Annotated in this window: 29 protein-coding genes; 13 read left to right on the top strand and 16 right to left on the bottom strand. The window is 63.8% G+C overall.

The features are described 5' to 3' along the window. The first annotated feature begins 7 nt into the window (after positions 1-7). On the top strand, positions 8-316 hold the full coding sequence (locus tag HGP13_RS05075) for an NIPSNAP family protein (protein WP_172222320.1): 309 nt from the start codon (positions 8-10) through the stop codon (positions 314-316). 21 nt (positions 317-337) lie between these two features. Here HGP13_RS05075 and HGP13_RS05070 read toward each other — a convergent pair whose 3' ends face one another. The 6 genes from HGP13_RS05070 to hemC form a co-directional block, all read right to left on the bottom strand. After that, the gene (locus tag HGP13_RS05070) at positions 338-1,054 is read right to left on the bottom strand and encodes a glutamine amidotransferase (protein ID WP_172222318.1); all 717 of its coding nucleotides are present in this window, start codon (positions 1,052-1,054) and stop codon (positions 338-340) included. 19 nt (positions 1,055-1,073) lie between these two features. Next, the gene (locus HGP13_RS05065; RefSeq protein WP_172222315.1) at positions 1,074-1,553 is read right to left on the bottom strand and encodes a TerB family tellurite resistance protein; all 480 of its coding nucleotides are present in this window, start codon (positions 1,551-1,553) and stop codon (positions 1,074-1,076) included. A gap of 53 nt (positions 1,554-1,606) precedes the next feature. Further along, positions 1,607-3,208, bottom strand: coding sequence for a heme biosynthesis protein HemY (locus HGP13_RS05060; protein WP_172222312.1), 1,602 nt, complete (start codon positions 3,206-3,208; stop codon positions 1,607-1,609). A gap of 10 nt (positions 3,209-3,218) precedes the next feature. Further along, a complete protein-coding gene (locus HGP13_RS05055) occupies positions 3,219-4,685 on the bottom strand; it encodes a COG4223 family protein (RefSeq protein WP_172222310.1) in 1,467 nt (488 codons plus the stop codon). A 109-nt stretch (positions 4,686-4,794) separates the two neighbouring features. Further along, positions 4,795-5,511 carry a uroporphyrinogen-III synthase gene (locus HGP13_RS05050; RefSeq protein WP_172222307.1) on the bottom strand — a complete coding sequence of 239 codons (717 nt, stop codon included), beginning with the start codon at positions 5,509-5,511 and terminating at the stop codon, positions 4,795-4,797. A 2-nt stretch (positions 5,512-5,513) separates the two neighbouring features. After that, the gene (gene hemC, locus HGP13_RS05045) at positions 5,514-6,440 is read right to left on the bottom strand and encodes a hydroxymethylbilane synthase (protein ID WP_172222305.1); all 927 of its coding nucleotides are present in this window, start codon (positions 6,438-6,440) and stop codon (positions 5,514-5,516) included. A gap of 157 nt (positions 6,441-6,597) precedes the next feature. On the opposite strand from hemC, the gene tsaD reads away from it, so the two are divergent. The 7 genes from tsaD to HGP13_RS05010 all read left to right on the top strand — a co-directional run bounded on the left by tsaD (position 6,598) and on the right by HGP13_RS05010 (position 11,373). Continuing rightward, a complete protein-coding gene (gene tsaD / locus HGP13_RS05040; RefSeq protein WP_172234613.1) occupies positions 6,598-7,683 on the top strand; it encodes a tRNA (adenosine(37)-N6)-threonylcarbamoyltransferase complex transferase subunit TsaD in 1,086 nt (361 codons plus the stop codon). Beyond that, positions 7,680-8,693: an NAD(P)H-dependent glycerol-3-phosphate dehydrogenase gene (locus HGP13_RS05035; protein WP_172222302.1), complete on the top strand. Its 1,014-nt coding sequence runs from the start codon at positions 7,680-7,682 to the stop codon at positions 8,691-8,693. Before tsaD ends, HGP13_RS05035 begins: the two co-directional genes overlap by 4 nt. Before the next feature lie 25 nt (positions 8,694-8,718). Then, on the top strand, positions 8,719-9,015 hold the full coding sequence (locus HGP13_RS05030) for a YciI-like protein (RefSeq protein WP_027042903.1): 297 nt from the start codon (positions 8,719-8,721) through the stop codon (positions 9,013-9,015). Between the two features lie 40 nt (positions 9,016-9,055). Then, a complete protein-coding gene (locus tag HGP13_RS05025; protein WP_172222299.1) occupies positions 9,056-9,481 on the top strand; it encodes an EVE domain-containing protein in 426 nt (141 codons plus the stop codon). Beyond that, positions 9,436-10,134, top strand: coding sequence for a methyltransferase (locus HGP13_RS05020; protein ID WP_172222296.1), 699 nt, complete (start codon positions 9,436-9,438; stop codon positions 10,132-10,134). Before HGP13_RS05025 ends, HGP13_RS05020 begins: the two co-directional genes overlap by 46 nt. Before the next feature lie 69 nt (positions 10,135-10,203). After that, positions 10,204-10,620, top strand: coding sequence for a DUF1761 domain-containing protein (locus HGP13_RS05015; RefSeq protein WP_172222294.1), 417 nt, complete (start codon positions 10,204-10,206; stop codon positions 10,618-10,620). A gap of 15 nt (positions 10,621-10,635) precedes the next feature. Next, positions 10,636-11,373, top strand: coding sequence for a glycosyltransferase family 25 protein (locus tag HGP13_RS05010; protein WP_246707286.1), 738 nt, complete (start codon positions 10,636-10,638; stop codon positions 11,371-11,373). A gap of 27 nt (positions 11,374-11,400) precedes the next feature. Here the strand turns inward: HGP13_RS05010 and gcvA are convergent, their stop codons facing one another. After that, the gene (gcvA, locus tag HGP13_RS05005) at positions 11,401-12,330 is read right to left on the bottom strand and encodes a transcriptional regulator GcvA (protein WP_172222290.1); all 930 of its coding nucleotides are present in this window, start codon (positions 12,328-12,330) and stop codon (positions 11,401-11,403) included. A gap of 166 nt (positions 12,331-12,496) precedes the next feature. Between gcvA and HGP13_RS05000 the strand changes: the two genes are divergently transcribed. Beyond that, positions 12,497-12,739, top strand: coding sequence for a hypothetical protein (locus HGP13_RS05000; protein WP_172222288.1), 243 nt, complete (start codon positions 12,497-12,499; stop codon positions 12,737-12,739). Between the two features lie 108 nt (positions 12,740-12,847). On the opposite strand, the gene HGP13_RS04995 is transcribed toward HGP13_RS05000, so the two are convergent. Next, positions 12,848-13,384, bottom strand: coding sequence for a L,D-transpeptidase (locus tag HGP13_RS04995; RefSeq protein WP_172234612.1), 537 nt, complete (start codon positions 13,382-13,384; stop codon positions 12,848-12,850). 144 nt (positions 13,385-13,528) lie between these two features. Between HGP13_RS04995 and HGP13_RS04990 the strand changes: the two genes are divergently transcribed. From HGP13_RS04990 to HGP13_RS04980, 3 genes are all read left to right on the top strand, one after another. Further along, positions 13,529-14,212, top strand: coding sequence for a response regulator transcription factor (locus HGP13_RS04990; protein ID WP_010912284.1), 684 nt, complete (start codon positions 13,529-13,531; stop codon positions 14,210-14,212). A gap of 122 nt (positions 14,213-14,334) precedes the next feature. Continuing rightward, positions 14,335-14,790 carry a cyclic nucleotide-binding domain-containing protein gene (locus HGP13_RS04985; protein WP_027031869.1) on the top strand — a complete coding sequence of 152 codons (456 nt, stop codon included), beginning with the start codon at positions 14,335-14,337 and terminating at the stop codon, positions 14,788-14,790. A gap of 94 nt (positions 14,791-14,884) precedes the next feature. Then, the gene (locus tag HGP13_RS04980; protein WP_246707285.1) at positions 14,885-15,361 is read left to right on the top strand and encodes a GNAT family N-acetyltransferase; all 477 of its coding nucleotides are present in this window, start codon (positions 14,885-14,887) and stop codon (positions 15,359-15,361) included. Here HGP13_RS04980 and HGP13_RS04975 read toward each other — a convergent pair whose 3' ends face one another. The 6 genes from HGP13_RS04975 to tesB form a co-directional block, all read right to left on the bottom strand. Further along, positions 15,362-16,168, bottom strand: a complete 807-nt coding sequence (locus HGP13_RS04975; RefSeq protein WP_172222286.1) for an exodeoxyribonuclease III — start codon at positions 16,166-16,168, stop codon at positions 15,362-15,364. 357 nt (positions 16,169-16,525) lie between these two features. Further along, positions 16,526-17,206, bottom strand: a complete 681-nt coding sequence (locus tag HGP13_RS04970) for an outer membrane lipoprotein carrier protein LolA (protein WP_172234610.1) — start codon at positions 17,204-17,206, stop codon at positions 16,526-16,528. A 134-nt stretch (positions 17,207-17,340) separates the two neighbouring features. Next, positions 17,341-20,001, bottom strand: coding sequence for a DNA translocase FtsK (locus tag HGP13_RS04965; RefSeq protein ID WP_172222284.1), 2,661 nt, complete (start codon positions 19,999-20,001; stop codon positions 17,341-17,343). A 439-nt stretch (positions 20,002-20,440) separates the two neighbouring features. Further along, positions 20,441-21,802: an ammonium transporter gene (locus HGP13_RS04960; protein ID WP_172222282.1), complete on the bottom strand. Its 1,362-nt coding sequence runs from the start codon at positions 21,800-21,802 to the stop codon at positions 20,441-20,443. A 31-nt stretch (positions 21,803-21,833) separates the two neighbouring features. After that, a complete protein-coding gene (locus tag HGP13_RS04955) occupies positions 21,834-22,172 on the bottom strand; it encodes a P-II family nitrogen regulator (protein ID WP_010912291.1) in 339 nt (112 codons plus the stop codon). A 322-nt stretch (positions 22,173-22,494) separates the two neighbouring features. After that, positions 22,495-23,355: an acyl-CoA thioesterase II gene (gene tesB, locus HGP13_RS04950; RefSeq protein ID WP_172222280.1), complete on the bottom strand. Its 861-nt coding sequence runs from the start codon at positions 23,353-23,355 to the stop codon at positions 22,495-22,497. 99 nt (positions 23,356-23,454) lie between these two features. Between tesB and HGP13_RS04945 the strand changes: the two genes are divergently transcribed. Further along, positions 23,455-24,714 (top strand): ubiquinone biosynthesis hydroxylase, encoded by a 1,260-nt coding sequence (locus tag HGP13_RS04945; protein WP_172222278.1) that lies wholly within the window; start codon positions 23,455-23,457, stop codon positions 24,712-24,714. On the opposite strand, the gene HGP13_RS04940 is transcribed toward HGP13_RS04945, so the two are convergent. Both HGP13_RS04940 and HGP13_RS04935 read right to left on the bottom strand, forming a co-directional pair. Further along, positions 24,711-25,109, bottom strand: coding sequence for a GFA family protein (locus HGP13_RS04940; protein WP_172222275.1), 399 nt, complete (start codon positions 25,107-25,109; stop codon positions 24,711-24,713). The two genes, HGP13_RS04945 and HGP13_RS04940, sit on opposite strands and share 4 nt — an antisense overlap. Before the next feature lie 214 nt (positions 25,110-25,323). Continuing rightward, the gene (locus HGP13_RS04935; protein WP_172222273.1) at positions 25,324-25,851 is read right to left on the bottom strand and encodes a hypothetical protein; all 528 of its coding nucleotides are present in this window, start codon (positions 25,849-25,851) and stop codon (positions 25,324-25,326) included. Positions 25,852-25,909: the final 58 nt, after the last annotated feature.

Below are 25,909 nucleotides of genomic sequence, written 5' to 3'. Positions count from 1 at the left end.
AACTCCCATGATCACCTGTTACCTGAAATATGTCATCGACCCTTACAAGCTTGCCGAGTTTGAAGACTATGGCCGTCGCTGGATCGGTCTGGTCAATCGCCTGGGCGGCAACCATCACGGCTATTTCCTTCCGAGCGAAGGAGCAAACAATATCGCCTATGCCATGTTCAGCTTTCCGAGCCTTGCCGACTACGAGGACTATCGCAAGCGGATGGCTGCCGACCCGGAATGCCAGGAGGTGTTCGAAACGGAAAAGCGCAATCGCAGCATTCTCAGCTATGAGCGCAGCTTCCTGCGGCCGGTGCTCGAACCCTAGAGAATTGCTGGAGAGAGGGAGCTATCGCACCACCGGCGTCCCGAACACCATCCGCAAGAACTCGTCCAGCCAGCGCTTCAGATGCATGTCCCAGATCAGCCGGCCGCCAAGGTGATCGCGGCCGGGCTGCGCGCCCGGCAATTCGAAGCGATGGGCGCCACGCACCACCCAGCGCTGCATCATCACCCTTGTCAGTTCGCCATGGAACTGGATGCCCCAGGCATTGTCGCCGTAGCGAAAGGCCTGGTTGGGATAGGTATCGGCCGTCGCCAGCAGCGTCGCGTCTCTTGGCAATGAAAAGCCTTCGCGGTGGAACTGGTAGACCATGTCTGGCCAGTGCATCAAATTCCTGCCGGCCTCGGTCGCCTTGAGCGGATACCAGCCGATCTCGACCAGCCCTTCACCGTGCCCCTCGACCTTGCCGCCGAGATGATTGACCAGCATCTGCGCGCCGAGGCAGATGCCGAGACATGGCCGGTTTTCCCTGAGCGGAATTTCCAGCCAGTTGGTCTCGCGGCGGACGAATTCGTCGTCGTCATTGGCGCTCATCGGTCCGCCGAACACTACCGTGCCGGCATGGCCATCCAGCGTTTCCGGCAAGGTGTCGCCGAGTGGCGGGCGGCGGATGTCGAGCTCAAAACCCTCTTCGAGCAGCATGTGGCCGACGCGTCCGGGGCTCGAATTCTCCTGATGCAGCACGATCAGGATTTTTGGCTTCGAACTCGTTTGGCGCGGCATCGTCAGGCGAGATCCCCGTCTATTCGTCGCTCGACGTTCCACGCGCACCAGGCGCCTGCGCCGCCGCTTTGCGGCGCGCCTCGACCCGGTCGTGACGCTCGACGCCGATCAGTTCGGCGACACGCCAGACCGTATTGTCCTCGAGCTCATGCAGCTCGCCATCGGCATAGACGATCTCCCACATCAGGCCGATGAAGGCCTTGCGCCCCTCCGCATCGAGATGACGCTTGAGCACGCTGGTGAAGGCATAGAGATCGATCGCCTCGTTGTCGGCACGCTCACCGGCGGCGGCGAGCGCTTCGAGTTCGGCGCCGCTGATCGAGTAGCTTTCGGAGAGCACCGCCTTGAACCGCTCCCATTCGACATCCTGGCGCACGCCGTCGGCATTCATCACATGGTAGAGCAACGCCGAAGCCGCGACGCGCGGATCATCCGTGCTGGCATGCGCGCTGGAGCCGGCTGGTAGATCCCTGAGAAACGACAGAACGCGTTCGAACATCAATCCATTCCCAAACGGCCCAAAGGCCAAGTCAAATCACCCGATGGCCAAAATCAAAACAGCCGGAACCGGCGTGGCGACTTTTCCGCTTCCTCGTCCGGATCGACGCCTGGATCGTCCGGCAAGCGCGCCAGTTCTTCCGCCGGCTCGACGGCCTCCGCATCGGTCGGCACGGCCGCGAAGGCAGCGGCCGTGACCGGCGTGACGTGGTCTTCGCTTCTATCGGTTCCTTTGCCCGCGGCCTCGCTGCCTTGGACAGCATGATCGACGACGTCGATCGGCTTTTCCGACACCGGTCTGATCGGCGCTTCGATTGCGACAACTGCAGCGTCCGGCGCCTCGTCACGGCTGTCGATCAACTGGCCAAGCCGCTCCATCGGTGCGCGCCACTCGAAGGCGTCCAGCCGACCGCTGACCGGCGATACCGGCGCCCAGCGCTCCGACACCACGCCATCGGCGACCCAGGCCGGGTCGCGCGGCGCCCGCACCGCCTTGGACAGCAGCTGCCGTACCTTTCCCTGGTCGCCGGTCTCGGCCTCCTCGATATCGGCCAGGAGCAGATAGGCACCCTCGCGGCGGTCCATCCGGATCGCCGCCTCGGCCTCACGGCGGGCAGTCGGGAAATCCTGCGCGTCGAGTGCGGCCCGCGCCACCGTCATCGACGATTCGGCGTGGTTCTTCTTCATCTCCTGCAATTTCTTAGCCCTGTTGAGCCGATCGAGCACGGCATCGCCCGGCCTTGCATGGGTATAGAGCTCGGCGATCTCCGGATGCGGCTCGGCCTTCCACGCTGTCTCGAGGATCTTCGAGCCCTTGCGCACGTCGTTCTGCTTGAACAGGGCGGCGGCGGCGGCAACGGCGGCAGGCGCGAAATCCGGCCGGAGCTTGTTCGCCTCCAGTGCCGCCGTCCTTGCCGTCGCAGGATCGCTGCCGGCGAGCGCCTGCGCCTTGGCGGTCAACAGCACGGCGCGGCGGCGGTTAGCGGCGTCGCGTTCGATCTGCCGCGTAGACTTCTGCGCGTCGACCAGTTTCAAGGCCCCATCCCAGTCGCCGCGCGCGGTCAGCTCTTCCAGCGTCGATTCGGCAGCCCAGGCCAGTTGCGGCGCCACGGCGGCGGCGCGACCGGCATAGTGCCGGGCGGCGTTGCGGTCGCCCAGCCGTTCGGCTTCGAGATAGAGCCCACGCAGGCCGAGCAGGCGCATTTCGGGATCGTCGAGCATGCTCTCGAACTTTTGGCGCGCGCCTTCATGGTCGCCCTCGAGCAGCGAGGCCTGCGCTTCGAGCAGATGGATCAGGGGTTCCTGGTCGGAACGGATCAGCTTGGCCGCTTCCTTGGTCTTCTTGCGGGCCAGCGCGCCGTCACCGGCGCCGGCTGCGATCATGCCCGTCGACAGCGCCTGATAGCCACGGTCGCGGCGGCGCACGCGGAAATAGCGCGAGATGGTGTAAGGGCTGTTCCACAGCGACTTGACCAGCCACCACAGGATCATCACAGCGGCAACGACGGTAACGACGGCCACCGCCGCCACCATCAAGCTGACCTGGTACTGATAGCCGTTGAAGGTGACGACCATGTCGCCCGGCCGGTCGGCCAACCAGGCAAAGCCCAGCCCGAGCGCGAAAACGACGATGAGGAAGGCGAGCAGGCGGATCATCGTGTTGCCCTCATGCCTTCATCGCGCGGGAGATCAATGCGTCGACCTGGGTTTCGACCTCGATGCGCGCCTTCAGTTTGCCGGCAAAGTCGGCACCCGCCGCCTTCACCGCTTCGGGCAGTTTGTCATACTCGCTGAGCGCCTTGGCATAGTCGCCCTGGGTGACCGCCACTTCCATGCGCGCCACCGTTTCCGGCGCTCCGGCGCCTTCGACGGCGCCGATCGGCCGGACTTTGACCAGCGACTCGGCACTCGACATCAGGTTCTGCAGGAAGCCGGCATTCTGATCGACCGGTGTAGCAGCGGCGACCATGGCATTGGCGGCGGCATCCATCTGCGAGGCGATCTCGGTGCGGGTCGGCACGCCCTTTTCGGCATAGGGCCGCAAGGTCGCGAGCTCCGGCGCGTCGGGTGAAATCGCAGCCAGCGTATCGAGTTCCGCCGAGAACGGCGCGCCGCGTTCGAGCGCCGACTTCAAAGCCGACGCGGCTATGGCGAGCGCGATCTTCGGCTGTCCTGCCGCCGCCTCGACCTTGCCGGAAAGCTGCGATACCGACTGCTCCAGCGCGGTGAGCCTACCATCCTGCGCCTTCGCCGCTTCGCCCGCCGACTTCACCAGCGCATCGAGGCTGGCCAGCTTTTCGTTGAGCGGGCCAAGATCGAGCGGTGCTGCGCTGCCGGCCTTGCCGAGGGCAGCGACCGCGGTTTCGATCTGCTTGACCTTGTCGCCAAGGGCGGCGAGCCCGGCATTGTCGCCCGCGCCACCTTGTTCGACCGCCGATTTCAGCGCCGCGACATCGGCCTTTACCTGCTCCAGCCCCGAGGAAAGCCCTACCACCTTGGCCGCTGCATCGTTGTTGCCGCCGCCCTCCTTCAGGCCGGCAATGTCGCTTTTCAGCGAAGCAATCTCGCCATTGACGCCGTCGAGCGTGACACCGGCGCCGGAACCCGGCGCTCCGAGCAGGCCGGCAAATTGCAGGCCGCCGGCGCCGACCAGCGCGATGACACCCCCGATAATGCCGGCGGCAATACCGTTGAGGCCGCCACGCTTTGCCGGAGGAGGTGTCGGCGCCATCTTTTCGCCCCGTGTCTCGGTTTTTTCCTTGCTGTCGTCGCTGCGCTTCGCCGATGCGTCCTCGAAATTGTAGTCGGAGGCCTTGGCGCGATTGGCTGGCGCATCAGAACCGGGATAGGGCAGCTCCGGCTCGTTGGCTTTGGCCTCCGCAGATGTGTTTGCTTCGAGCGATGCTGCGGCGGTATCGGCATGCTCCCAAGGCTCGAGATCGGCTTGGTCGGCATGCACCGGCTCTTCAGGAATCTCTGCTTGAGAGGTGGTCTCCACCAGCGCTTCTTCGGCGTCAGACTCCGGCCTGGCGGCATCCTCGTCGACGATGCGGGAGACGGCGCCCGGCTCGAGATCGATGGTCACCGGCTCGCGGCGGCTTTTCGAGTGTCGCATCTTCGGCGTCTTGACCATGCCGGGGCTCCGCAAATTCGCTTCGTCTCAACGCCTGGCGGCGCGTGATGGTTCAGAAAGGGTCTAGCACATCACCAAGCGGTGAAAAGGGGCGGTGTGATGACGCGGCTCAGGGCAGCACCCGCAAAAGTGCCAGCAGCGCCTCCTCGTCGGGCCGTGCGGCAATGCCGATTGCTTTGCCAGCGCCGTCGTTGAAGGCAGCGGCGATGCGCGCGGAAAGCACGAAAAAACGCGTCTTTTCAAAGGCCTCTTGCAGAGCAAGCCGTTTGGCCAGAACCTGCATCGCGGCCGCCGCCTTGGCCGAATAGAGCAGCACCGCATCGACCGGTTCGCCGGACAGCAGTGCAACGATGGCCTCGTCCGAATAACGCACCGGGATCGTATCATACGTCTCCACGACGCGGACCTGGACACCAACCGCTTCCAGCCGCTGCTCAAACACCGGAAACCGCACGCGTCCGCAGAGATAGGCGATTGCCTTGCCGGAAACCGCCGCCGCAATGCTGTCGGCCAGCGCCTCGGCATCACTGGCGCCTTCGATGACCGTAGAGAAACCCATCTTGCGCGCCGCTTCAGCGGTTCTCGCCCCCACCGCATGGCAAGGCAGAGCAGCAAGCGCCGCGATCACCTCTTTTGAAGCATGGCGCACGGCATTGGCGCTGGTGACAGCAACGGCGACAGTATCATCTGGAATGAGTTCGGCATCGACCGGCAAGGCCACAGTTTCGGTCAGCGGGAGAACAACCGGCTGGAATCCCATTTCCTGAAGCCGCCGCGCCGTGCGCGATGCGCCCGGTTTCGGTCTGGTCACCAGGACGCGAAGCATCTTCAGAGCCAGCCGTCGAAGAATTTTTCGCCGGCCCTGGCCCGCACCGTCCGCGCGGCCTCATTACCAATGCGGGCGGCATCCTGCGCTGGCCCCTGCAACTCGACCGTGTGCGACTGGGTGCCATCTGGCGAGATGATCAGGCCTGCGAAAGAGAGCTTTCCGGCCTCGATCGCCGCATAGCCGGCGATCGGCGTGCGGCAGGAGCCGTCGAGTGCGGCCAGGAAGGCGCGCTCGCAAGCCAGCGCCTGTCCGGTCGGCACGTCATGGATCGCCACCAGCATCCTTTCGGCGTCGCGGTCGCCAACGCGGGTCTCGATGCCGATCGCGCCCTGTCCGGGTGCGGGTGGGAAGATGTCGAGCGGTATCAGGTCGGTAACGACATGTTCGAGCCCCAGCCGCTTCAGCCCGGCATAGGCGAGGATGGTGCCGGCGGCGACCCCTTCGTCTAGCTTGCGCAACCGCGTCTGCACATTGCCGCGGAACATCACCACGTCGAGATCCGGCCGCATGCGGCGGATCAGTGCTTGCCGCCTGAGCGACGACGAGCCGATTTTTGTCCCGTGCGGCAGTTCGGAGATCGTCCTCACCGCCTTGCCGACAAAGGCATCGCGCGCGTCCTCGCGCGGCAGGAAGGCGGAGAGCTCCAGGCCTTCGGGCAGTTGCGTCGGCATGTCCTTCGACGAATGCACGGCGATGTCGATCGCACCCGCGAGCAGCGCTTCCTCAATCTCCTTGGTGAACAGGCCCTTGCCGCCCGCCTCCGACAGCGGTCGATCCTGGATGCGGTCGCCGCTGGTCGAGATGACGACGACCTCGAACGCTTCCGCCGGCAGGCTATGCGCGGCCATCAGCCGCGCCTGGGTTTCATGCGCCTGGGCCAACGCCAGCGGGCTGCCGCGTGTTCCGATTTTCAAGGTTGTTTGCATGACGCGCCGTCCGTGATAACCCCCGGCCGGAGCATTTTGCAGCCAGGTGGAGCCACTTGGCGTCGCAGAAATGCGGCTAAAATAACCGAGGCCTTTCCGGGCATTCTCCTAAAGGGGAAAGGCCCGATAAACAATCTCTTGGGATAGCGACGAATTGATCCGCGTTCTGGGCATTGAGACGAGTTGCGACGAGACCGCCGCCAGTGTCGTGGCGCTGGAGGGCGACTCCGCGCCGAAAATCCTGTCCAACGTCGTGCTTTCCCAGATCGAGGAGCATGCCGCCTTCGGTGGTGTCGTGCCGGAGATCGCCGCGCGCGCTCATGTCGAGGCGCTGGACGGCATCATCGAGGCGGCCCTTGCCGATTCGGGCACGGCCCTTGCGGATATCGATGCCATCGCCGCCACCGCCGGCCCCGGCCTGGTCGGCGGCCTGATCGTCGGGCTGATGACGGCCAAGGCGATTGCGGCTGCGGCAGGCAAGCCACTGATCGCCATCAACCACCTCGAAGGCCACGCCTTGACCGCAAGGCTGACCGATGGGCTCGATTTCCCCTATCTGCTGCTGCTGGTCTCCGGCGGCCACACGCAAATCCTCGCCGTGCGCGGCGTCGGCGACTATCAGCGCTGGGCCACCACCATCGACGACGCGCTCGGCGAAGCCTTCGACAAGACCGCCAAGATGCTTGGCCTGCCCTATCCCGGCGGGCCGAATGTCGAAAAGGCGGCACAGAGCGGCAATGCCTCACGCTTTGCCTTCCCCCGGCCCATGAAGGGCTCGCCGCAGCCTGACTTCTCCTTCTCCGGCCTGAAGACCGCCGTGCGCCAGGCGGCAACGGCCATCGAGCCGCTGAGCGACCAGGATGTCGCCGACATCTGCGCCTCGTTCCAGGCGGCGGTCGCCGATGCGCTGGCCGACCGCGTTTCGCGCGCCCTGGCCCGCTTCAGCCAGACATTCCCCGGCACGGAAAAGCCCGCGCTGGTGGTTGCCGGTGGCGTCGCCGCCAACCGCACCATCAAGGCAACGCTGGAGCGGCTCTGCACTGACGCCGGCTTCACCTTCGTCGCGCCGCCGCTGAAACTTTGCACTGACAATGCCGCGATGATCGCCTGGGCCGGCATCGAACGGCTCAGGAAAGGCATGGCGCAGGAAAACGGCTTCGATTTCGTGCCGCGCTCGCGCTGGCCGCTGGACAGCATCTCGGCGCCGATGGTCGGTTCCGGCCGTCGCGGAGCCAAGGCATGATTGGTCGAGCCAACGATCCGGGCAAAGGCAGCTGGCGCGTCACCGTGCTCGGCGGCGGCGCCTGGGGAACGGCGCTGGCGCTGGCCATGCTGCGCGCCGGCCATGCGGTGCGGCTGTTTGCGCGCGACCCGGAAACCGTGGCCGCGATCGGCCGTGGCGAGAACCCGCGCTATCTGCCCGGCATTGCGATTGCGCCCGGCATCGAGGCAACATCAGACATCAAGGCAGCGCTCGCTGGCGCCGATTGCGTGCTGGCGGTGACGCCGGCGCAGTCCTTGCGGGCGACGCTGGCGGCGGCGAAAGACCATATGCCTCCTGGCATCCCGCTTGTTCTCTGTGCCAAGGGCATCGAGCGCGACACCGGCGCCTTGCTGTCGGCAATCGTCGAGGAGATCCTGCCGCGAAACCCGGTCGCCGCGCTGTCGGGCCCGAGCTTCGCCACCGATGTTGCCAGGGGCTTGCCGACAGCGGTCGTGGTCGCCGCCGGCGACGAGGCGCTTGCCGCCGACCTTGCCGCCCGCTTTTCCGCCGAGAACCTGCGCTGCTATTCGAGCGACGACCTGATCGGCGTCGAGATCGGCGGCGCCCTGAAGAACGTCTTTGCCATTGCCGCAGGTGCCGTCACCGGCGCCGGGCTCGGCGCCAGCGCCCAGGCCGCCATGGTGACGCGCGGCTTCGTCGAGCTGCGCCGCATCGGTGCCGCCTTCGGCGCCAGGCCAGAGACCTTGATGGGCCTTTCCGGCCTTGGCGACCTGCTGCTGACCTGCTCGTCGGCGCAATCGCGCAATTTCGCCTATGGGCTGGCGCTCGGGCAAGGCAAGGCGCTTGCCGGGCTGCCGCTGGCCGAGGGCGTGCCGACAGCGGCGATCGCCGCCCGCATCGCCGCGGAGCGCGGCATCGACGCGCCGATCATCGCCGCCGTCGCCGCCATACTGGACGGCACCATCACCATCCGCCAGGCCGTAACGGCCTTGATGACCCGGCCGCTGAAGACCGAAACCAACGATTGATCCCGACCACTGTGGAGAGAAGACAATGCTGTTTGCTTTTGTTTGCAAGGACAAGCCCGGAAGCCTGCAGGTGCGCCTCGACACGCGGCCCGTGCATGTCGCCTTCCTCGAAGGCCTGAATGCGGAGAAGAAACTGGCCTTTGCCGGTCCGTTCCTCGATGCCGACGGCAAGCCCAATGGCAGCCTCGTGGTCGTCGAAGCGCCCGATCTGGCCGCCGCGCAGGCCTTGTCGGCCGCCGACCCCTATGCCAAGGCCGGGCTGTTCGAAAGCGTCGAAATCCGCCAGTGGAACTGGACGTTCAACAAGCCGGCGGCTAGTTAATTTCCGATAGCCCGCGATTGGCTCGCAAGGAGGAGAAAAAATGAACTACTGGCTGTTCAAATCGGAGCCTTTCAAGTTCTCCTTCGAGATGCTGAAGGCCAAGGGCAAGGCCGGCACGCAATGGGACGGCGTGCGCAATTACGCCGCCCGCAACAACATGAAGGCGATGCAGATCGGCGATCTCGGCTTCTTCTACCATTCCAATGAGGGGCTCAACATCGTCGGCATCGCCGAAGTCTGCGCGTTGGCCCACCCCGACACCACTTCCGACGATCCGCGTTGGGAATGCGTCGACATCCGCGCCGTCAAGGACGTGCCGAACCCGCCGACGCTGGAACAGGTCAAGGCCAACCCAAAACTTGCCGAGATGGCGCTGGTGCGGCTCGGACGGCTTTCCGTGCAACCGGTCACCCCGGCGGAATGGAAGGAAGTCTGCCGCATGGGCGGCTTGACGCCTGCTCCGTGACGGCGCTGACCCCGCACAGCGCCAAGCAATTCATTCTCGACAACACGGCGCTGATGGCGTCGCCGCATGTGCCGGAGATTGTTCTGCGCCTCGCCGATGAAGCGCACGATCTTTGGCAGCGGACCGAGGACGAACTGGTCGAGATCGGCCTGCCGCCGCCCTTCTGGGCCTTCGCCTGGGCCGGCGGCCAGGGCCTCGCCCGCTATGTCCTGGACAACCCGGACATGGTGCGGGGCAAGCGCGTGCTCGACTTCGCCTCGGGCTCCGGCCTTGTCGCCATCGCCGCCGCCAAGGCGGGTGCTGCTCAAGTGATCGCCGCTGACATCGACCCGTTCTGCGCCACCGCGATCCGCCTCAACAACGAGGCCAATGGCGTCGGGATCGAATTCCTCGGCACGGACTGCATCGGCACCGATGCCGGCTGGGACGTGATTCTCGCCGGTGACGTTTTCTACGACAAATCCTTCGCCGATAGCCTGATGCCGTGGTTCGCAACGCTCAAGGCGCGCGGCGCGGAGATCTTCGTCGGCGATCCCGGCCGGTCGTATATGCCCAAAGCCGGCCTGGAGCCGCTTGCGGTCTATGAGGTCGCCGTCACCCGGGCACTGGAGGATTCCCTGGTCAAGCGCACCACCGTCTGGCGCTTTGCTTGACGCCATCGCCGAAGCGCTTGATACAAAGTGCACGCACGCCGCACGGCTTGCATCTGGAGGGGGAAGCTCATGGATTTTTCAGCAGTGAACTGGCTGGCGGTGATCGCCGCCGCCGTCGTTGCCTGGTTGTTCGGCGCCGGCTGGTACATGGCGTTGAGCAAGCCGTGGCTGAAGGCCGCCAGGCTCGATCCAGCGACGATGAAGAAATCGCCGCTGCCTTTCGTCATCAGCTTCGTCGCCGAACTGCTCATGGCCACCATCATGGCGCTGGTTGTCGGCGCGATGACCGGTGGTGAGCCGACATGGCTTGCCGGGCTTATCTTCGGCTTCGTGCTTTGGCTCGGTCTTGTCGCCACGACGCTGTCGGTCAACCATCGCTACGAGAATTTCGGCTGGGACCTGACCCTCATCGACGGTGGCCACTGGCTGGGTGCCCTGCTGATCATCGGCACGGTGATCGGCTGGTTCGGCGCCGCGGCAAGCTGAGACGGTGCGTTGACGATGGCAGCCGGATTTCCACGCGACCTGGTGTTCACCCGGATCTGCCACGTCAAGCAGGGCTATGACGACCGGCGTCGCCACATCGTCCGCGAATTCGAGCGGCGTGGCGTGCCGGTCTATTTTTACACGGACTGGGACCGGCCCGACATCACCCCGGAGATCCGCAACGAGCTGATTGCCCCTGCCTTTACCCACCCGCCGGCCGTCTCGCTGGCGCTGAAGCATGTCGGCATCTGGCGCGATTTCCTCGAGACCGACATGCCCTATTGCCTGGTCTTCGAGGACGACGTCTTCCTCGCCCGCGACTTCGTCGGCAAGTTCCGCCAGGGGCTGGCTGAGCTCGGCAGTCCCACGCGCAAGGCCGTCATCTATCTCGGCAATGGCAGCAACTACTACACGCCGAGCTGGAAATTGCGGAAGGGTCAAAGGCTCTACCCGGCCCTGCACGCCAGATGCACCGATTCCTACCTTATCACCCGACCGGTCGCCGAAGCCCGTTGCGCCTGGATCGAGCAGAACAAGATCTACACCTCGATCGACCACCAAGTCGAACAGATGGACGAGAAGCTCGGCATTGAAATGCTTTGGTTCGAGCGGCCGATTGTCGAGCAGGGCAGCGAGAACGGAGCGTTTCAGACGTCCATTTCGGCGAAGAGATACCCGCGTTTGTACAAGAGCCTGAAATGGAAGTGGAAGAAATACACCCGCATGATCTTCGGCCATAACGCCCGGTCGTGACCGGAAGACGGGCTCGGCGCAGCCGGCTCATGCCTCCGTGCCGTGGGTCTTGGCCGCCTCCTCGAGAAGCCACTCGCGAAACGCGACGATGCGCGCGTCGTCCTTCGCGGTTTGCGGATAGACCAGGAAATAGGCGAACTCCGGCGCGACCTTGATGCCGAGCTCGAAGGGACGGACAAGCCGCCCCTGCGACAAATCGTTGGCGACCATGGCGAAGTCGGCCAGCGCCACGGCGTTGCCGTCGAGTGCCGCCTGCGTGGCATCGGTCGAGGAGCCGAAGACGAGGGTGCGGCTGTCGTCGAAGTCGTCAACGCCGGCTGCCTGCATCCACATGCTCCAGTTCGGCCAGGTGACGCCTTGCCGCGACCATTCGATATGCGCCAGCGTATGCCCGAAGAGGTCGCGCGGTTCATTGAGCGGCGGGCCTGAAGCGAGCAGCGCCGGACTGCACACCGGGATGATGATGTTGTCGAACAGCCGGTGCGCGCAAAGCCCGGGATATTTGCCGGTGCCGAAGCGAATGCCGATATCGACGTCATCGCGCTCGAAATCCCTGACATCGTAGGTGATGTCGAAGCGCAGCTCGATGCCCGGCCTTTGACGGCGGAAATCGTCCACGCGCCGCATCAGCCATTTTGTCGCAAACTGCGCGTCGAGCGTCACTTTCAGCAGCGCCGTGCCGCGCGTCATCTTGCGCGCCCGGGACACTGCCCGGTTGAGCAGGTCGAGCGCGTCGATCGACGCCTCGAACAGCACGTTTCCCGCTTCCGTCAGCCGCATGGTGCGACTGGTGCGCGTGAACAGCACCAGTTCGAGCTGCTCCTCGATTTCCTTGACCTGGTGGCTTACCGCGGCCGGCGTCAGCCCAAGCTCGTCGGCGGCGCGGGTGAAATTGAGGTGACGCCCAGCCGCCTCGAAGGTCCTCAGCGCACGCGTCCCGGGCAGGAGGCGAGACATCAGCGCATAATTTCGAAAGAGCGGATCATAGCGTCTCGATCCTCAAACAAAACTTGATGATTGAGCAAAAACTACTCGTTTCCTCCCAAGATTTCAATCAGGCATGATGCGAGCATCGAAGTACCATTAAACCGGATTTGAAGTCCGGAGAGAAACGGATCGCATCATGTCTCACATCGCTCTTCACCCCGCAAACACCGCCCCGCCGGCCTGGCTGTCGGCGGTCCGCGATTGGCTGCGTCAGGCCAGGGTCGCGGTCAATCTTCCGCACCAGAACGTCGAGGATCTGTCCGATCGACAGCTGCGCGATATCGGCGCTGGCCGCAAGGATATTGGCCGCGCCATGGACCGCGAGATCGGCCGGCTGGGCCTGCTCGATATCGGCTGGCAGCAGCCGCGCCGGAGGTGAGTAAGGGAATAGGGGAGTAAGGCAGTAGGGGAAAATCAAGGCAACACCGGAAGATACACCCTACTGCCCTACTGCCCTACTGCCCTACTGCCCTACTGCCCTACTGCCCTACCGCACCACCCTCATCACCGTCCTATCCAACAGCAGCGGCAACAGCCGCTTCATCGTGCGCGCGGTCACCGCGACGCAGCCTTGCGTCGGCGTGAAGCCGGGGCGTGCCAGGTGGAAGAAGATGGCGCTGCCGCGTCCCCTGCGGCGCGGCGAGATGTTCCAGTCGAGCACCAGGCAGGCGTCGTAGAGCCGGTCGTCGCGCCGCATGCGTTCATGGCTGGCGCCATAGGGAATCTTGACCGGCCTGTTGTAGTTGCGGTCGTCAGGCACTTCGCACCAGCCGAGATCGGGCCCGATCGGCGTCATCGCCAGTCGCGTCCGGCGGCCACCGGCAAACTGATCTCCCCTAAAATAACCCGACAGGATTCGCATCGAGCCAAGCGGCGTGGCGCCGTCGCCCTCGCGCTTGTCGGCAGAGATGCCGCCGCGCCCCAGCGCGCAGGCAAACACCGCATTTCCGGCCTGCAGCAGGCCCTGGCTGGGGTGGCCAGGCCTTGCCCGAACGGTCAGCACACGCAGCCGTTTCAGCAAAATTGCGCCGGCTGCATTGCGATCGCGTTTTTTCTTGTATGATCGTGCCACGGAACAAATCACTGTGATCGGCTATTGTGTCGGCCAGCTTCCGCATAAATACGCAGCGGTCAACTGAATTTCATTTTCAAAACAACGGATTGATCCATGACTTCACGCACCATTCTAATCGTCGACGACGATGACGACCTGCGCGGCACACTGGTCGAGCAACTCGCCCTCTATGAGGAATTCGACGTGCTGCAGGAAGCTACTGCGGCAAAAGGCGTCACCGCGGCGCGCGGAGGGCTCATCGACCTGCTCATCATGGATGTCGGCTTGCCCGACATGGATGGCCGCGAGGCCGTCAAGATCCTGCGCAAGGGCGGCTACAAGGCGCCCATCATCATGCTGACCGGCCACGACACCGATTCGGACACCATTCTGGGTCTCGAGGCCGGAGCCAACGACTATGTGACGAAGCCGTTCCGCTTCGCGGTGCTTTTGGCGCGCATCCGCGCCCAGCTGCGCCAGCATGAGCAGAGCGAGGACGCCACCTTCTCGGTCGGCCCCTACACCTTCAAGCCCAGCCAGAAGCTGCTCATCGACCCACGTGGCGGCAAGGTGCGGCTGACGGAGAAGGAAGCTTCGATCATCAAATATCTCTACCGCGCCGATCAGAAGGTGGTGACGCGCGACGTGCTGCTGGAGGAGGTCTGGGGCTACAATTCCGGCGTCACCACGCACACGCTGGAAACCCATGTCTACCGGCTGCGCCAGAAGATCGAGCGCGATCCTTCCAATGCGGAAATTCTTGTGACAGAAAGCGGCGGCTACAAGCTGGTTCCTTAAACATTTCATTATCCAATAAGCGGTCTGGGCGGGGCCGCGTTCGGGTGCGATCCTGTTGGAGGAGATTCAGGATCTACCCGTGAAGGAGGGATTGGACTGACCGTTCGGGGACGCAGCTAGAGATGGCGCTGGATGACGACATCCGCATCCTGTCCGCCGTGAAGCTCTTCCAGGGTTTCACGCAGGAACAGCTGCGTCTGCTCGCCTTCGGCGCCGAGAACACCCTGCTGCAAGCCAACCACAAGCTTTACCGCGAGGACGATGAGGCCGATTCGGCCTATGTCGTGGTCAGCGGCCGCATCGTGCTCTATCGCGAGCAGACTGGCGAGCGCATCCCGATCGGCACCGCCGGCCCCGGCACCATCCTGAGCGAACTGGCATTGATCGCCGACAGCAACCGGTTGACCAGCGCGTCGGCCGAAATCGATTCGGAAGTGATCCGGCTGAGCCGCAAGATGTTCCGTCGCATCCTGGAGGAATATCCCGAAGTCGCGGTGAAACTCCACGAGCGCATTTCCGAGGAATTCCAGACCATGATCCGCCGCATCGAGAAACTGGCGCCACGGTTTTCGGGATAGAGCAATTCCAGGAAAAGTGTGAAGCGGTTTTCCCTCCGGAATTGCGTCAAATCAAAGAGACAGAGGCGCGATGCGAACATGACCTTTCAGCTTTGTGCGCGCCACCGAGAACGACCTACCCTTCATCATGGCCACCGAACGGCGTGAAGGCTACGAGGCGTTCGTCGGGCGTTGGGATGAAACGCGCCATCGCAAGGCTCTCCTCGATGACAACCATACCTATTTTCTCGGCGTCGGCGATTCCTTGCCGATCGGCTTCGTCATCCTGCGCGGTTGGGCCTCTGCCGAGTTTGTGACATTGGTCAAGCGCATTGCCGTCGTCGCGTCGGGGCAAGGCCAGGGCAGAATGCTGCTGACCGCAGCGGTTGATAGGGTCTTCGTCGAGACCGACGCCAATCGGCTCTGCATCGGCCTTTTCCCGGACAATCATCGCGCGCGCCGCGCTTACGAAGCCGTTGGATTCAAGGCTGAAGGCATTGCACGCGGCAGTGCGTTCTTCAACGGCGAACACCGCGACGAACTGGTCATGGCGCAGCTGCGGCCGGAATGGGAGAAGCGCCGGTCCGAATAATCAATCCAGGTCGAACCGCGCAATGACAGGCACATGGTCCGACGGCCGGTCCCAGCCACGCGCCGCTCTCAGGATTTCGTAGCCGGTGAAATCAGGCACCAGGTTTGGCGACGACCAGACATGGTCGAGCCGTCGGCCGCGGTTCGACGCTTCCCAATCCTGCGCGCGATAACTCCACCAGGTGTAGAGTTTTTGCTCAAGCGGCACGTTGAGCCGCATCAGGTCGACCCAGTCGCCGGCCAGCCGCATCGCTTCGAAATTTTCGGTCTCGACCGGCGTGTGGCTGACCACGTTGAGCAACTGCTTGTGCGACCAGACATCGTGCTCGAGCGGCGCGATGTTGAGGTCGCCGACCAGCACCGAGGCGGACACTTCGGTGTGCTCGGCGCGGATGGCGTTCATCTCGGCGACGAAATCGAGCTTGTGCTTGAACTTCTTGTTGATCTCGGGATCCGGCTCGTCGCCGCCGGCTGGGACGTAGAAATTGTGCAGCAGGATCGTCTTGCCGCCGGCGCGTACAGTCACCGACAGATGCCGGCTGTCTTCGACCTCGCAGAAGCGGCGTTTTTCGACCAGTTCGATCGGCCGCCGCGCCACCGTCGCCACGCCGTGATAGCCCTTCTGGCCATGGAAGGCGATGTGCTGGTAGCCGAGCCTGCGGAATGCCTTTTCGGGAAACAGCTCATCGGGAACCTTGGTTTCCTGCAGGCACAGCACATCGGGGGCGTACTCATCGAGCAGGCGCTCGACGATCGGCATGCGCAGGCGCACGGAGTTGATGTTCCAGGTGGCGATGGAAAAGGGCATTGGCGGTCCGGGACAGCGTGATTCCGGCCAGGACCGATGGACCCTGACGAAGAAGACGCCTTTTGAGGGAGTCAGTCCGGAAACTGCCAGCCGGGCGTCACAAACACAAGCCGGGCTATGCCCGGAACCTGCTCAGGCGGCCGCCAATGTGGACTGGGATTCAGGTCAGGCCGAGTCGAGAATGGTGGCTTCCGGGGTCGCCCTTGCGACGAGCGGAGCGTACTTTTCGTAAGCGAGCACCGGCCTACGCCGGCCATAGCCTTGACTGCCCCGACCATCAAGTGCTTCGGCCGGCGAAGGCCGGAAGCGCAGGTATCAGCCATTCGCGGGCCGGCCTCATCTGAATTTCCGCGTACCTTAGCGCGTCTTGGAGTTCAGCTCGCGGTTGGCCGTATAGTCGATGGCAAACGTGTCTGGGGCGAAGCTGACGCCTTCCTTGGTGTTGAAGATCATCACCGTGGTATCCTTGCCTTGCGCGTCGGTGATCGTCCACTGGCGCAGATCATAGGTTTTCGGATCGAACATCATGGTGATCATCGCATTGCCGAACACCGACTTGTCGGAAAGCTTGATGGTGGTGAGGTCGTCTTCTTCCTTGACACTCTTGACGCGGTCGCCTGAGAGGTCGATCCGGTCGTCGAGCAGCAGCTTGAGCGGCGTCTTCGACAGCGGATAGAGATCGGACGTCCTCATTTTCTTGTTGAGGATGACCACCGACTTGCCGTCCGAAATCACCTTGAAATTCGACGCCCCGTCATAGTTGAAGCGGATCTTGCCCGGCCGTTCCAGGAAGAACTTGCCGCCGGTCTGCTCGCCCTTGGGGCCGAACTGGACGAATTCGCCGCTCATCGATTTGACCGAGGAAAAATGGTCGGCGATCTTCTGTGCGGCGGCGGGCACGCCGGCCTGCGCCGAGGCCAACAATTCGAAGCCAGGCACCACATTGAGGGCAGCGGCACCCGCGATGACAACGCCGAGGCCGAGCAGCTGGCGGCGGGTGGGAGCAAAATCGCTGAGTGCGGAAAGATCGTTCTTCATGTCGGTCACTCGCTTGGTGATTCCTGTGTCTATCGCTGTCGTGAACCCCCAGTTGGGCTGAAGTTTGGCGGTAGAGCGGCGCTGCTTCGCCTCAACGCGTCAGGGGGTTCAAAGTTGCCGTGAACTCCCTGCGATCAGAATTTGTCGTCCTCGGTCGGCACCAGAATCTCGCGTTTGCCGGCATGGTTGGCCGGCCCGACAATGCCTTCCTTTTCCATCTTCTCAATGATCGAGGCGGCCCTGTTATAGCCTATGCCGAGACGGCGCTGGATGTAACTGGTCGACGCCTTGCCGTCGCGCAGCACCACGGCGACCGCCTGGTCGTAGGGGTCGTCGGAATCCTCGAAATTGCCGCCGCCCCCGCCACCGGAGCCGCCCTTGCCGGACGGTTCGTCGTCGTCCTCGTCATCATCCTCGGTGATGGCATCGAGATATTCAGGCACGCCCTGCAGCTTCAAATGCCCGACGATCTTCTCGACCTCGTCGTCGGAGACAAACGGGCCGTGCACGCGCTGGATGCGGCCACCGCCGGCCATGTAGAGCATGTCGCCCATGCCGAGCAGTTGCTCGGCACCCTGCTCGCCCAGAATGGTGCGGCTGTCGATCTTCGACGTCACCTGGAAGGAAATGCGAGTCGGGAAGTTGGCCTTGATGGTGCCGGTGATGACGTCGACCGACGGACGCTGCGTCGCCATGATGACGTGGATGCCGGCCGCACGCGCCATCTGCGCCAGGCGCTGCACCGCGCCTTCGATGTCCTTGCCGGCGACCATCATCAGGTCGGCCATTTCGTCGATGATGACGACGATATAGGGCATCGGCTCGAGATCGAGATTCTCGGTCTCGTAGATCGCTTCGCCCGTCTGGCGGTCGAAGCCGGTTTGCACGGTGCGCGAAATCTTCTCGCCTTTCTTCTCCGCCAACTGGACGCGGGCGTTGAAGCCGTCGATGTTGCGCACGCCGACCTTGGACATCTTGCGGTAGCGGTCCTCCATCTCGCGCACAGTCCATTTCAGCGCCACCACCGCCTTCTTCGGATCGGTGACGACGGGTGTCAAAAGATGCGGGATGCCGTCATAGACCGAAAGTTCCAGCATCTTCGGATCGATCATGATCAGCCGGCATTCCTGCGGCGTCAGCTTGTAGAGCAGCGACAGGATCATGGTGTTGATGGCGACGGATTTGCCGGAGCCGGTGGTGCCGGCGACCAGCACGTGCGGCATCTTGGCGATGTCGACGATGACCGCCTCGCCATTGATGGTCTTGCCCAGGGCCAGCGCCAGCTTGGACTTGGTGGTTTCGAAATCGCGGCTGGCCAGTATCTCCCGCAAATACACGGTCTCGCGCTTGGCGTTCGGCAGTTCTATGCCGATGGCATTGCGGCCCGGCACCACGGCAACGCGGCACGCGATCGCGCTCATCGAGCGGGCGATGTCGTCGGACAGGCCGATGACGCGCGACGATTTGATGCCGGGCGCCGGTTCGAGTTCATAAAGGGTGACCACCGGGCCGGGCCGTACGGCGATGATCTCACCCTTGACGCCGAAATCCTCCAGCACGCCCTCGAGCAGGCGCGCATTCTGTTCCAGCGCGTCCTTGGAGAGACTTGGGTCTCGCGCCACGTTCTTCGGTTCCGACAGGAAATGCAGCGACGGCATCTCGAACGTGTCCGAGCCGATCAGCGAGGTCTGCGCCTCGCGCTGGACGCGCGCGCCGGGCACCGGGCGCGCCGCCGGCGCCTCGACGCGGGTGGCGGCGTCGGAGCGGAACTGCTGTACCTTGGCTGTTGGCGCCGCACGGCGCTGGGCGACGGGCTCCTCGTCGAAATCCATGTCCGCGTCATCGCGCTCGAAGATATCGCCATCGTCCGGATCGACGGAAACGCTGCGGTCATTGACCATGGCGGCGAAGAATTCCGGCTCGACGCGGGCGCGGCCGTCCTGGCTCATCCGCGACTCGGCGAACTCAGCCGATTCGACCCGTTCGGCTGCGCGGCGCCAGGCAGTGGAGCGCTGCTCCATCTCCGGCTCGTATTCGTCCCGTTCCTGCCTGCGGCGCACGGCGCGGCGATGCATCCACGCACGCAGCGAGAGCCACCAATGCGTAATCGCGCCGAGCGCCAATATGCCCTCGTCGCCCTCATCCTCGTCATTGTCGAACAGAAGATCATCTTCGCGTGGATCGGCGGCAGCAGGCTCTTCCATGACGGCGAAGCCGTTCTTGCGCCCGATCAGCGCCGCGCCATAGGCGAACAGCCAGAGCGCCGGCGCGGCCAGCAAAACGGCAAGCACGCTGGCGATCAGCCCGGTCGGGTAACCGCCGATGAGGACGCCGGGAATCTTGAGCACCATGTCGCCGAACACGCCGCCGAGCCCGGTGGGCAGCGGCCAGGTCTTGGGCGGGACGATGCAGCCGGCGATCGCGGCGGCGAGCAGCGCGAAACCGAACCAGAACAGCCCGCGCTTGGGCAGCCTGTCGACGCCGCGCGCCGAAAACAGCAGATACCCCCAGATGACGGCGGGGACCAGCGCGGCGACCGCGGCGAGGCCGAAGAACTGCATGGCGAGGTCGGAGAACACGGCACCGGCATAGCCCATGGCGTTGGTGACGGTGTTGTTGGTGGCGTGCGAGAAGCTTGGATCGGCAACGTTCCAGGTAGCGAGGCTGGCGACGCCGAAGGCGACAGCCAGGAACAGCCCGGCGCCGACCAGCCGGCCGACCTGGCGCCTCGCGAAAGCCTGGATGCCGTGCCCCGTATCGGCCAGCGCGAGCGGTGCTGAAGCCCCTGAACGCATGCTCTTCCCCGTCAGTGATTGACTGACCCGAGCGCATGACGCACTCCGGCAGATTCGGAGGTCAGACTAGCTGTGGGAAGGTTAAGGGCGCATTAACCATGGCGGGATTGCCGCGGTCTCGTAAGTCCAGCTACGACAATAGCGAGCAAGACTGCTCGCCATCATTCGTTATGTCTCAAGACACCGTCAGGCGCTGGCCCGAAACGATCGCCAGAACGACGATCGCATTCACAGTTCGGAGCCAAGATATTTCCTCGAAAATCTTTTTCACGCGAACGTGATTGCGCAGAGCCGATCTCAGCCAGGATGAGCCAAAAAAGAGGCCCGGATCGCTCCGGGCCTCAATGCGTGAGCCTCTTTCGAGAACGTCACGACGGGATCTCTGGAAATCTGGGGCCGGCGGGAGGAGGGTTCCGCCGGCCCCGTTGGCGAGGCGGCCTTACGGCACCACTTCGCCATGCTGGGAGATGTCGAGGCCCTCGACCTCATCCTGGGTCGTCGGACGCAGGCCGACCAGCGCCTTGACGATGTAGAGGATCACGAAGGTGGCAACCGCCGTCCACAGGATGGTGAAGGCGATACCATAGAGCTGCTTGCCGACCGAAGCGTCCTTGCCAAGCGCATTGATCGCCGGATCGGCGAGTGCACCGGTGAGCAGTGCGCCGACGATGCCGCCGATACCATGCACGCCGAAGGCATCGAGCGAGTCGTCATAGCCGAGCGCATGCTTGAGCTTGACCGCCGAGAGGTAGCAGATGACGCCGGCGAGAATACCGACGATGAAGGCGCCGGTCGGGTTGACGAAGCCGGAAGCCGGCGTCACCGCGACGAGGCCGGCGACGGCACCCGAGATGATGCCGAGCACCGAGGGCTTCTTGGCGACGATCCATTCGGCGAACATCCAGGCGAGCGCCGCAGCGGCGGTGGCGACCTGGGTGTTGAGCATAGCTGCACCGGCAAGGCCGTCAGCCGCCAGTTCCGAACCGGCGTTGAAGCCGAACCAGCCGACCCACAGCAGCGAAGCGCCGATCACCGAATAGACCAGGTTGTGCGGCGCCATGTTGGTGGTGCCGTAGCCTTCACGCTTGCCCAGAACGAGCGCGCAGACCAGACCGGCGACACCGGCGTTGATGTGGACGACCGTGCCGCCGGCGAAGTCGAGCACGCCGGCCGCGCCAAGGAAGCCGCCGCCCCACACCCAATGCGCGATCGGGCAATAGACGAACACCAGCCACAGCGCCATGAAGAGCAGCAGCGCCGAGAACTTCATGCGTTCGGCGAAGGCGCCGGCGATAAGGGCCGGCGTGATTATGGCGAAGGTCATCTGGAACATCGAGAAGACGAATTCAGGGATGTTGGAGACCCCTGGCAGCCACAGCGTCGAGACGGTGATGCCGTGATGGAAGAATCTCGAGAAGCCGCCGATGTAGTTGTTCAAGCTGGCGGAATCATTGGTGGTGAAGGCGAGCGAATAGCCGAACATGAACCACAGCACCGTCACCAGGCAGGTGATGGCAAAGCTCTGCATGATGGTGGCGAGCACGTTCTTCTTGCGCACCATGCCGCCGTAGAACAGCGCCAGGCCCGGAATGGTCATCATCAGCACCAGCGCCGTCGAAGTCAGCATCCAGGCCGTGTTGCCGGTATCGAGCACCGGGGTAGGCGCGGCTGCCGGAGCGGCCGCTGCAGCGGCGGGAGCCGCGGTCTGCGCGAATGCGGAGACCGTGCCCAATGCAGCGAGAGCGAGCGAGCCCAGCGCCGCCACGCGTCCCGTTGTCTTCAAGGTGGAAGGTATGTTCATTGAACTCTCCATTGGAATACGTGTTCGCCGCTCAGAGTGCGTCGGTGTCTGTTTCGCCGGTGCGGATGCGCACCGCCTGATCGATGCCGAAAACGAAGATCTTGCCGTCGCCGATCTGGCCGGTCTTGGCAGCGGCGGTGATGGCTTCGACGGCCTTGTCGACCGTGTCGGCACTGACCGCGACCTCGATCTTGATCTTCGGCAGGAAACTGACCGCGTATTCCGCCCCGCGATAGATTTCCGTATGCCCCTTCTGACGCCCGTAGCCTTTGACTTCGGTGACGGTCAGGCCCTGGATGCCGACGGCGGTAAGCGCTTCGCGTACCTCGTCCAGCTTGAACGGCTTGATGATTGCCATCACGATTTTCATAAGGTTTCACCCTTTGCTGTTGCGGTCCCCCGCGTTTGCACACCTTCACCGATCCCAAGGAGCCGGAGAGTGCTCCCAAGAATTCAAGCTTCGTGCCAAGTGCCGAAGCAGCATGTTAACCTGTTGTAAACAAAGGGAATGGAGTGGCCGAGGCCAGCCGGTGCCGAGACCTTCGGCACGCCACATGCTCAAAAATTATGCAATTTTTCGAATTTGCCTAATTTGCCGGCTTTGCGCACGGCGCCGAAAGGCGGAGCCTGGCCTTTTCGGACAAACGGTTTTCGTTTGTCCAGAGACTCTGCACAAACAAGACTCGCAGTGCTCAGCGCTTGAGCCGGATCAAGCCTTCCTGAGCCATCGAGGCGATCAGCGTGCCGTTGCGGGCATAGAGCGTGCCGCGGCTGAAGCCGCGCGATCCCGAACTCGACGGACTGTCCTGCGCATAAAGCAGCCAGCCGTCGAGTGAATGCGGCCGGTGGAACCACATCGAATGGTCGAGGCTCGCCGCCTGGATGTCGGGATCGAACAGGCCACGCCCATGCGCGAAGGTCGAGGTGTCGAGCAATGTCATGTCGGAGAGGTAGGCGAGCAGCACCGACTGCAGCGCGCGGTCGTCGGGAACCGGCCCGGCAAGACGTATCCAGACATTTTGCCGGGGCGGCAGCTTGTCGCGGCTTTCATAGTGCTGGAGATTGACCGGCCTGAGCTCCAGCGGCCGCTCGCGCGCCCAGAAGCGGCGCACCGCTTCCGGCACCCGCTCGGCCCTTTCGAGCAGCTGCCGCTGCGTCGGCAGCCCTTCCGGCGGCGGCACGTCATCGGGCAGCGCGAACTGATGTTCGAGCCCCTTCTCGTCGACCTGGAACGAGGCTTCCAGAGAAAAGATCGCCTGGCCGTGCTGGATCGCCAGCACGCGACGGGTGGTGAAGGAGCCGCCGTCGCGGATGCGGTCGACCTCGTAGACGATCGGCACCCTGATGTCGCCCGGCCGCATGAAATAGCCGTGCAGCGAATGCACGAAGCGGTCCGGCTCCACCGTTCGCTGCGCCGCCACCAGCGCCTGGGCGATGGTCTGGCCGCCGAACACGCGCTGCCACTCCACCTGGGGGCTGCGACCACGATACAGATTGTGTTCCAGCCTCTCGAGGTCGAGAATGCTCAGAAGCTCGTCCATGGCCGCCGTCATGTTTTGTGACCTCGCCGCAAAATTGCTATGGCGGTTTCCGACAGGAAGAACGAGCCGTCAAGGGCGCAGGCCCGGGCCGGCGCGCAAGGAGCCAACACGATGGAACGCAAGGCTGATGCCAAGATCAGATCCGGGCTCGATGTCCTCGTCGCCGGCGCCGGCTATGTCGGGCTGGCCACCGCCGTTTCGTTGAAACAGGCGCGACCCCACCTTGCCGTGGCGCTGGTCGATGCCGCGCCCGCCGGTGCCTGGCAAAAGGACGGCCGTGCCTCGGCCATTGCCGCGGCCGCCTGCCGTATGCTCGACCAGCTTGGCGTCTGGGCCGAGATCGCGCCGCAGGCGCAGGCGATCACCGAGATGATCATCACCGATTCGCGCAGCGCCGATCCGGTGCGCCCGGTGTTCCTGACCTTCGGCGGCGAAGTGGCGCCGGGCGAGCCGTTTGCGCATATGGTCGCCAACAGGGCGTTGAACGGCGCCTTGCGCGCCAGGGCCGAAACGCTCGGCATCGACATCATCGAAGGTGTGGCGGTGCAGGGTTTTGAGACCAACGGCGCCAGCATCACTGTGCATCTGGCCGACGGTGCCGCGCTGACCGCACGGCTGCTGGTCGCCGCCGACGGCGTCAATTCGAAGCTGCGCGACATGGCCGGCATCAAGACGGTGAAGTGGGACTACGGCCAGTCCGGCATCGTCTGCACCGTGGCGCATGAACGCCCGCACAATGGCCGCGCCGAAGAGCACTTTTTGCCGGCCGGCCCCTTCGCCACCTTGCCGCTGAAACCCGACAAGGACGGCACCAACCGCTCGTCGATCGTGTGGGTCGAACGCGCCGAAGATGCAAAGGCGCTCGTCGAAGGCGACGATCTCGTCTTCGAGCATGAGTTGGAACAGCGTTTCGGCCTGAAGCTCGGCGAGATCCGCGTTGCCGACAAACCGCGCGCCTGGCCGCTTGGCCTCACCATCGCGCGCGCCTTCGTCGCACCGCGCGTGGCGCTTGCCGGCGACGCCGCCCACGGCATCCATCCGATCGCCGGACAGGGCCTCAACCTCGGCTTCAAGGATGTGGCAGCACTTGCCGAGGTGATCGTCGAGGCCGACCGGCTCGGCCAGGACATCGGCGCGCTCGACGTGCTTGAGCGCTACCAGCAATGGCGCCGTTTCGACACGGTGCAGATGGGCATCACGACGGATGTGCTGAACCGGCTGTTTTCCAACGACATCACCCCGCTGCGCACCGTCCGCGACATCGGCCTCGGCCTGGTCGAGCGCATGCCGCGCTTGAAGGAATTTTTTATCCGGCAGGCGTCGGGACTGTCGGCCGGCACGCCGAGGCTGTTGAAGGGCGAGGCGATCTAGTCTTTCGTATAGTCAGGCCCGACACGTGTCGGCAGGCCGTCGGCGAGTTTCAACCAAGGGAGCTTCTCCTCAAAAGCGACATGCAGCGTTGGTGCAAAATTTTCCGGCTCCTGCATCGCTGCGGCAAAAAAATGCATGACACCGGACATGTTCTTTGAGCGGAAGGACAGCGGCGAGCCACAGTGATCGCAAAATGTTCTTTCCACACCGGGAGAAGAGTTGAATACCTTCGGCGGCCTGCCCAGCCATCGCCATCGGCTGTCCAAGACGCCAATGTAGGTTGTCATCGGCGCAGAACATTGCCGCCGGCAACTTTCACAATGACAGCTCACGCAGGCTTGTGCCGGGCCATCGACTTCAAAAGCAATAGCGCCACATAAGCAATGACCGCGCATGCAAAGTCTCCTCGAGGCAACCAACCTGACCGATAATTTATACCGGTCGTAATGAGGGAGTCGGCGTGAAATGCGCTGAACTGACGCCCAATTCCGACACCGTGTCGAGAACGGTAGTTTTTGAGAACGGAGCGGGGCGTACTCAAAATACGTGAGCAATGGAAGCGCAGGAAGCCGTCGTTCGCAGGCCGGCCTTACCTGAATATCAGCACACCTAATTCACCTCGAAACCCAGCTTTTGCCGCAGCCGCAGCATGCGCTGGTCGGCGATCTCCAGTTTCTTCTCGCCGCCCTGGGCGGCTCGATTGACCATCTGCAGCAGATCGTTGCGCTCGGCCACGTCAAGACGCTCGCGCAGGAAAGGCGCCAGCTTGTCGATGACGACCGTGGTGTCGTCGATCTGTGACGCCGCCCATTTGGCGTAGATCACCGCCTCGTCGGTCTTCTTCTTGTCGGCGATCTCGGAAATGACAGCGCGGATGACGGCCTCGCGCTGCGGCAGGATCGGCCCGCTCTCGGAGACGATCGATGTGATCAGCGTCGCGGCGGCGACCACCGGATCGTCGATCGCCGTCAGCGGCGAAAGCGCCGCCTGCTTGCGCAGCTTCTTGCGCCTGATGTTGCCTTGCACGCGCCCGACGACATCGGCGACCTCGCGCGCGGCGTCGTTCATGGCCTTCATCCGGTACCACCAGAACGCCGCCGCTCCGAGCACGCCAAGGACAGCAATCAGGAAAGGCATGTCGACATCCCCCAGCAATCCGCGCGACGATAGGAGAACTGCCGCGTTGCTTCAACAC

This window comes from Mesorhizobium sp. NZP2077, assembly GCF_013170805.1.
Classification (GTDB): domain Bacteria; phylum Pseudomonadota; class Alphaproteobacteria; order Rhizobiales; family Rhizobiaceae; genus Mesorhizobium.
This window is presented reverse-complemented; position numbering and strand designations above follow the sequence as displayed.

Coding starts and splice junctions, on each gene's coding strand:
- HGP13_RS05075 (WP_172222320.1), top strand. CDS start 8: ATGATCACCTGTTACCTGAAATATGTCATCGACCCTTACAAGCTTGCC.
- HGP13_RS05070 (WP_172222318.1), bottom strand. CDS start 1,054: ATGCCGCGCCAAACGAGTTCGAAGCCAAAAATCCTGATCGTGCTGCAT.
- HGP13_RS05065 (WP_172222315.1), bottom strand. CDS start 1,553: ATGTTCGAACGCGTTCTGTCGTTTCTCAGGGATCTACCAGCCGGCTCC.
- HGP13_RS05060 (WP_172222312.1), bottom strand. CDS start 3,208: ATGATCCGCCTGCTCGCCTTCCTCATCGTCGTTTTCGCGCTCGGGCTG.
- HGP13_RS05055 (WP_172222310.1), bottom strand. CDS start 4,685: ATGGTCAAGACGCCGAAGATGCGACACTCGAAAAGCCGCCGCGAGCCG.
- HGP13_RS05050 (WP_172222307.1), bottom strand. CDS start 5,511: ATGCTTCGCGTCCTGGTGACCAGACCGAAACCGGGCGCATCGCGCACG.
- hemC (WP_172222305.1), bottom strand. CDS start 6,440: ATGCAAACAACCTTGAAAATCGGAACACGCGGCAGCCCGCTGGCGTTG.
- HGP13_RS05035 (WP_172222302.1), top strand. CDS start 7,680: ATGATTGGTCGAGCCAACGATCCGGGCAAAGGCAGCTGGCGCGTCACC.
- HGP13_RS05030 (WP_027042903.1), top strand. CDS start 8,719: ATGCTGTTTGCTTTTGTTTGCAAGGACAAGCCCGGAAGCCTGCAGGTG.
- HGP13_RS05025 (WP_172222299.1), top strand. CDS start 9,056: ATGAACTACTGGCTGTTCAAATCGGAGCCTTTCAAGTTCTCCTTCGAG.
- HGP13_RS05020 (WP_172222296.1), top strand. CDS start 9,436: ATGGAAGGAAGTCTGCCGCATGGGCGGCTTGACGCCTGCTCCGTGACG.
- HGP13_RS05015 (WP_172222294.1), top strand. CDS start 10,204: ATGGATTTTTCAGCAGTGAACTGGCTGGCGGTGATCGCCGCCGCCGTC.
- HGP13_RS05010 (WP_246707286.1), top strand. CDS start 10,636: ATGGCAGCCGGATTTCCACGCGACCTGGTGTTCACCCGGATCTGCCAC.
- gcvA (WP_172222290.1), bottom strand. CDS start 12,330: ATGTCTCGCCTCCTGCCCGGGACGCGTGCGCTGAGGACCTTCGAGGCG.
- HGP13_RS05000 (WP_172222288.1), top strand. CDS start 12,497: ATGTCTCACATCGCTCTTCACCCCGCAAACACCGCCCCGCCGGCCTGG.
- HGP13_RS04990 (WP_010912284.1), top strand. CDS start 13,529: ATGACTTCACGCACCATTCTAATCGTCGACGACGATGACGACCTGCGC.
- HGP13_RS04985 (WP_027031869.1), top strand. CDS start 14,335: ATGGCGCTGGATGACGACATCCGCATCCTGTCCGCCGTGAAGCTCTTC.
- HGP13_RS04975 (WP_172222286.1), bottom strand. CDS start 16,168: ATGCCCTTTTCCATCGCCACCTGGAACATCAACTCCGTGCGCCTGCGC.
- HGP13_RS04970 (WP_172234610.1), bottom strand. CDS start 17,206: ATGAAGAACGATCTTTCCGCACTCAGCGATTTTGCTCCCACCCGCCGC.
- HGP13_RS04965 (WP_172222284.1), bottom strand. CDS start 20,001: ATGCGTTCAGGGGCTTCAGCACCGCTCGCGCTGGCCGATACGGGGCAC.
- HGP13_RS04960 (WP_172222282.1), bottom strand. CDS start 21,802: ATGAACATACCTTCCACCTTGAAGACAACGGGACGCGTGGCGGCGCTG.
- HGP13_RS04955 (WP_010912291.1), bottom strand. CDS start 22,172: ATGAAAATCGTGATGGCAATCATCAAGCCGTTCAAGCTGGACGAGGTA.
- tesB (WP_172222280.1), bottom strand. CDS start 23,355: ATGACGGCGGCCATGGACGAGCTTCTGAGCATTCTCGACCTCGAGAGG.
- HGP13_RS04945 (WP_172222278.1), top strand. CDS start 23,455: ATGGAACGCAAGGCTGATGCCAAGATCAGATCCGGGCTCGATGTCCTC.
- HGP13_RS04940 (WP_172222275.1), bottom strand. CDS start 25,109: ATGCGCGGTCATTGCTTATGTGGCGCTATTGCTTTTGAAGTCGATGGC.
- HGP13_RS04935 (WP_172222273.1), bottom strand. CDS start 25,851: ATGCCTTTCCTGATTGCTGTCCTTGGCGTGCTCGGAGCGGCGGCGTTC.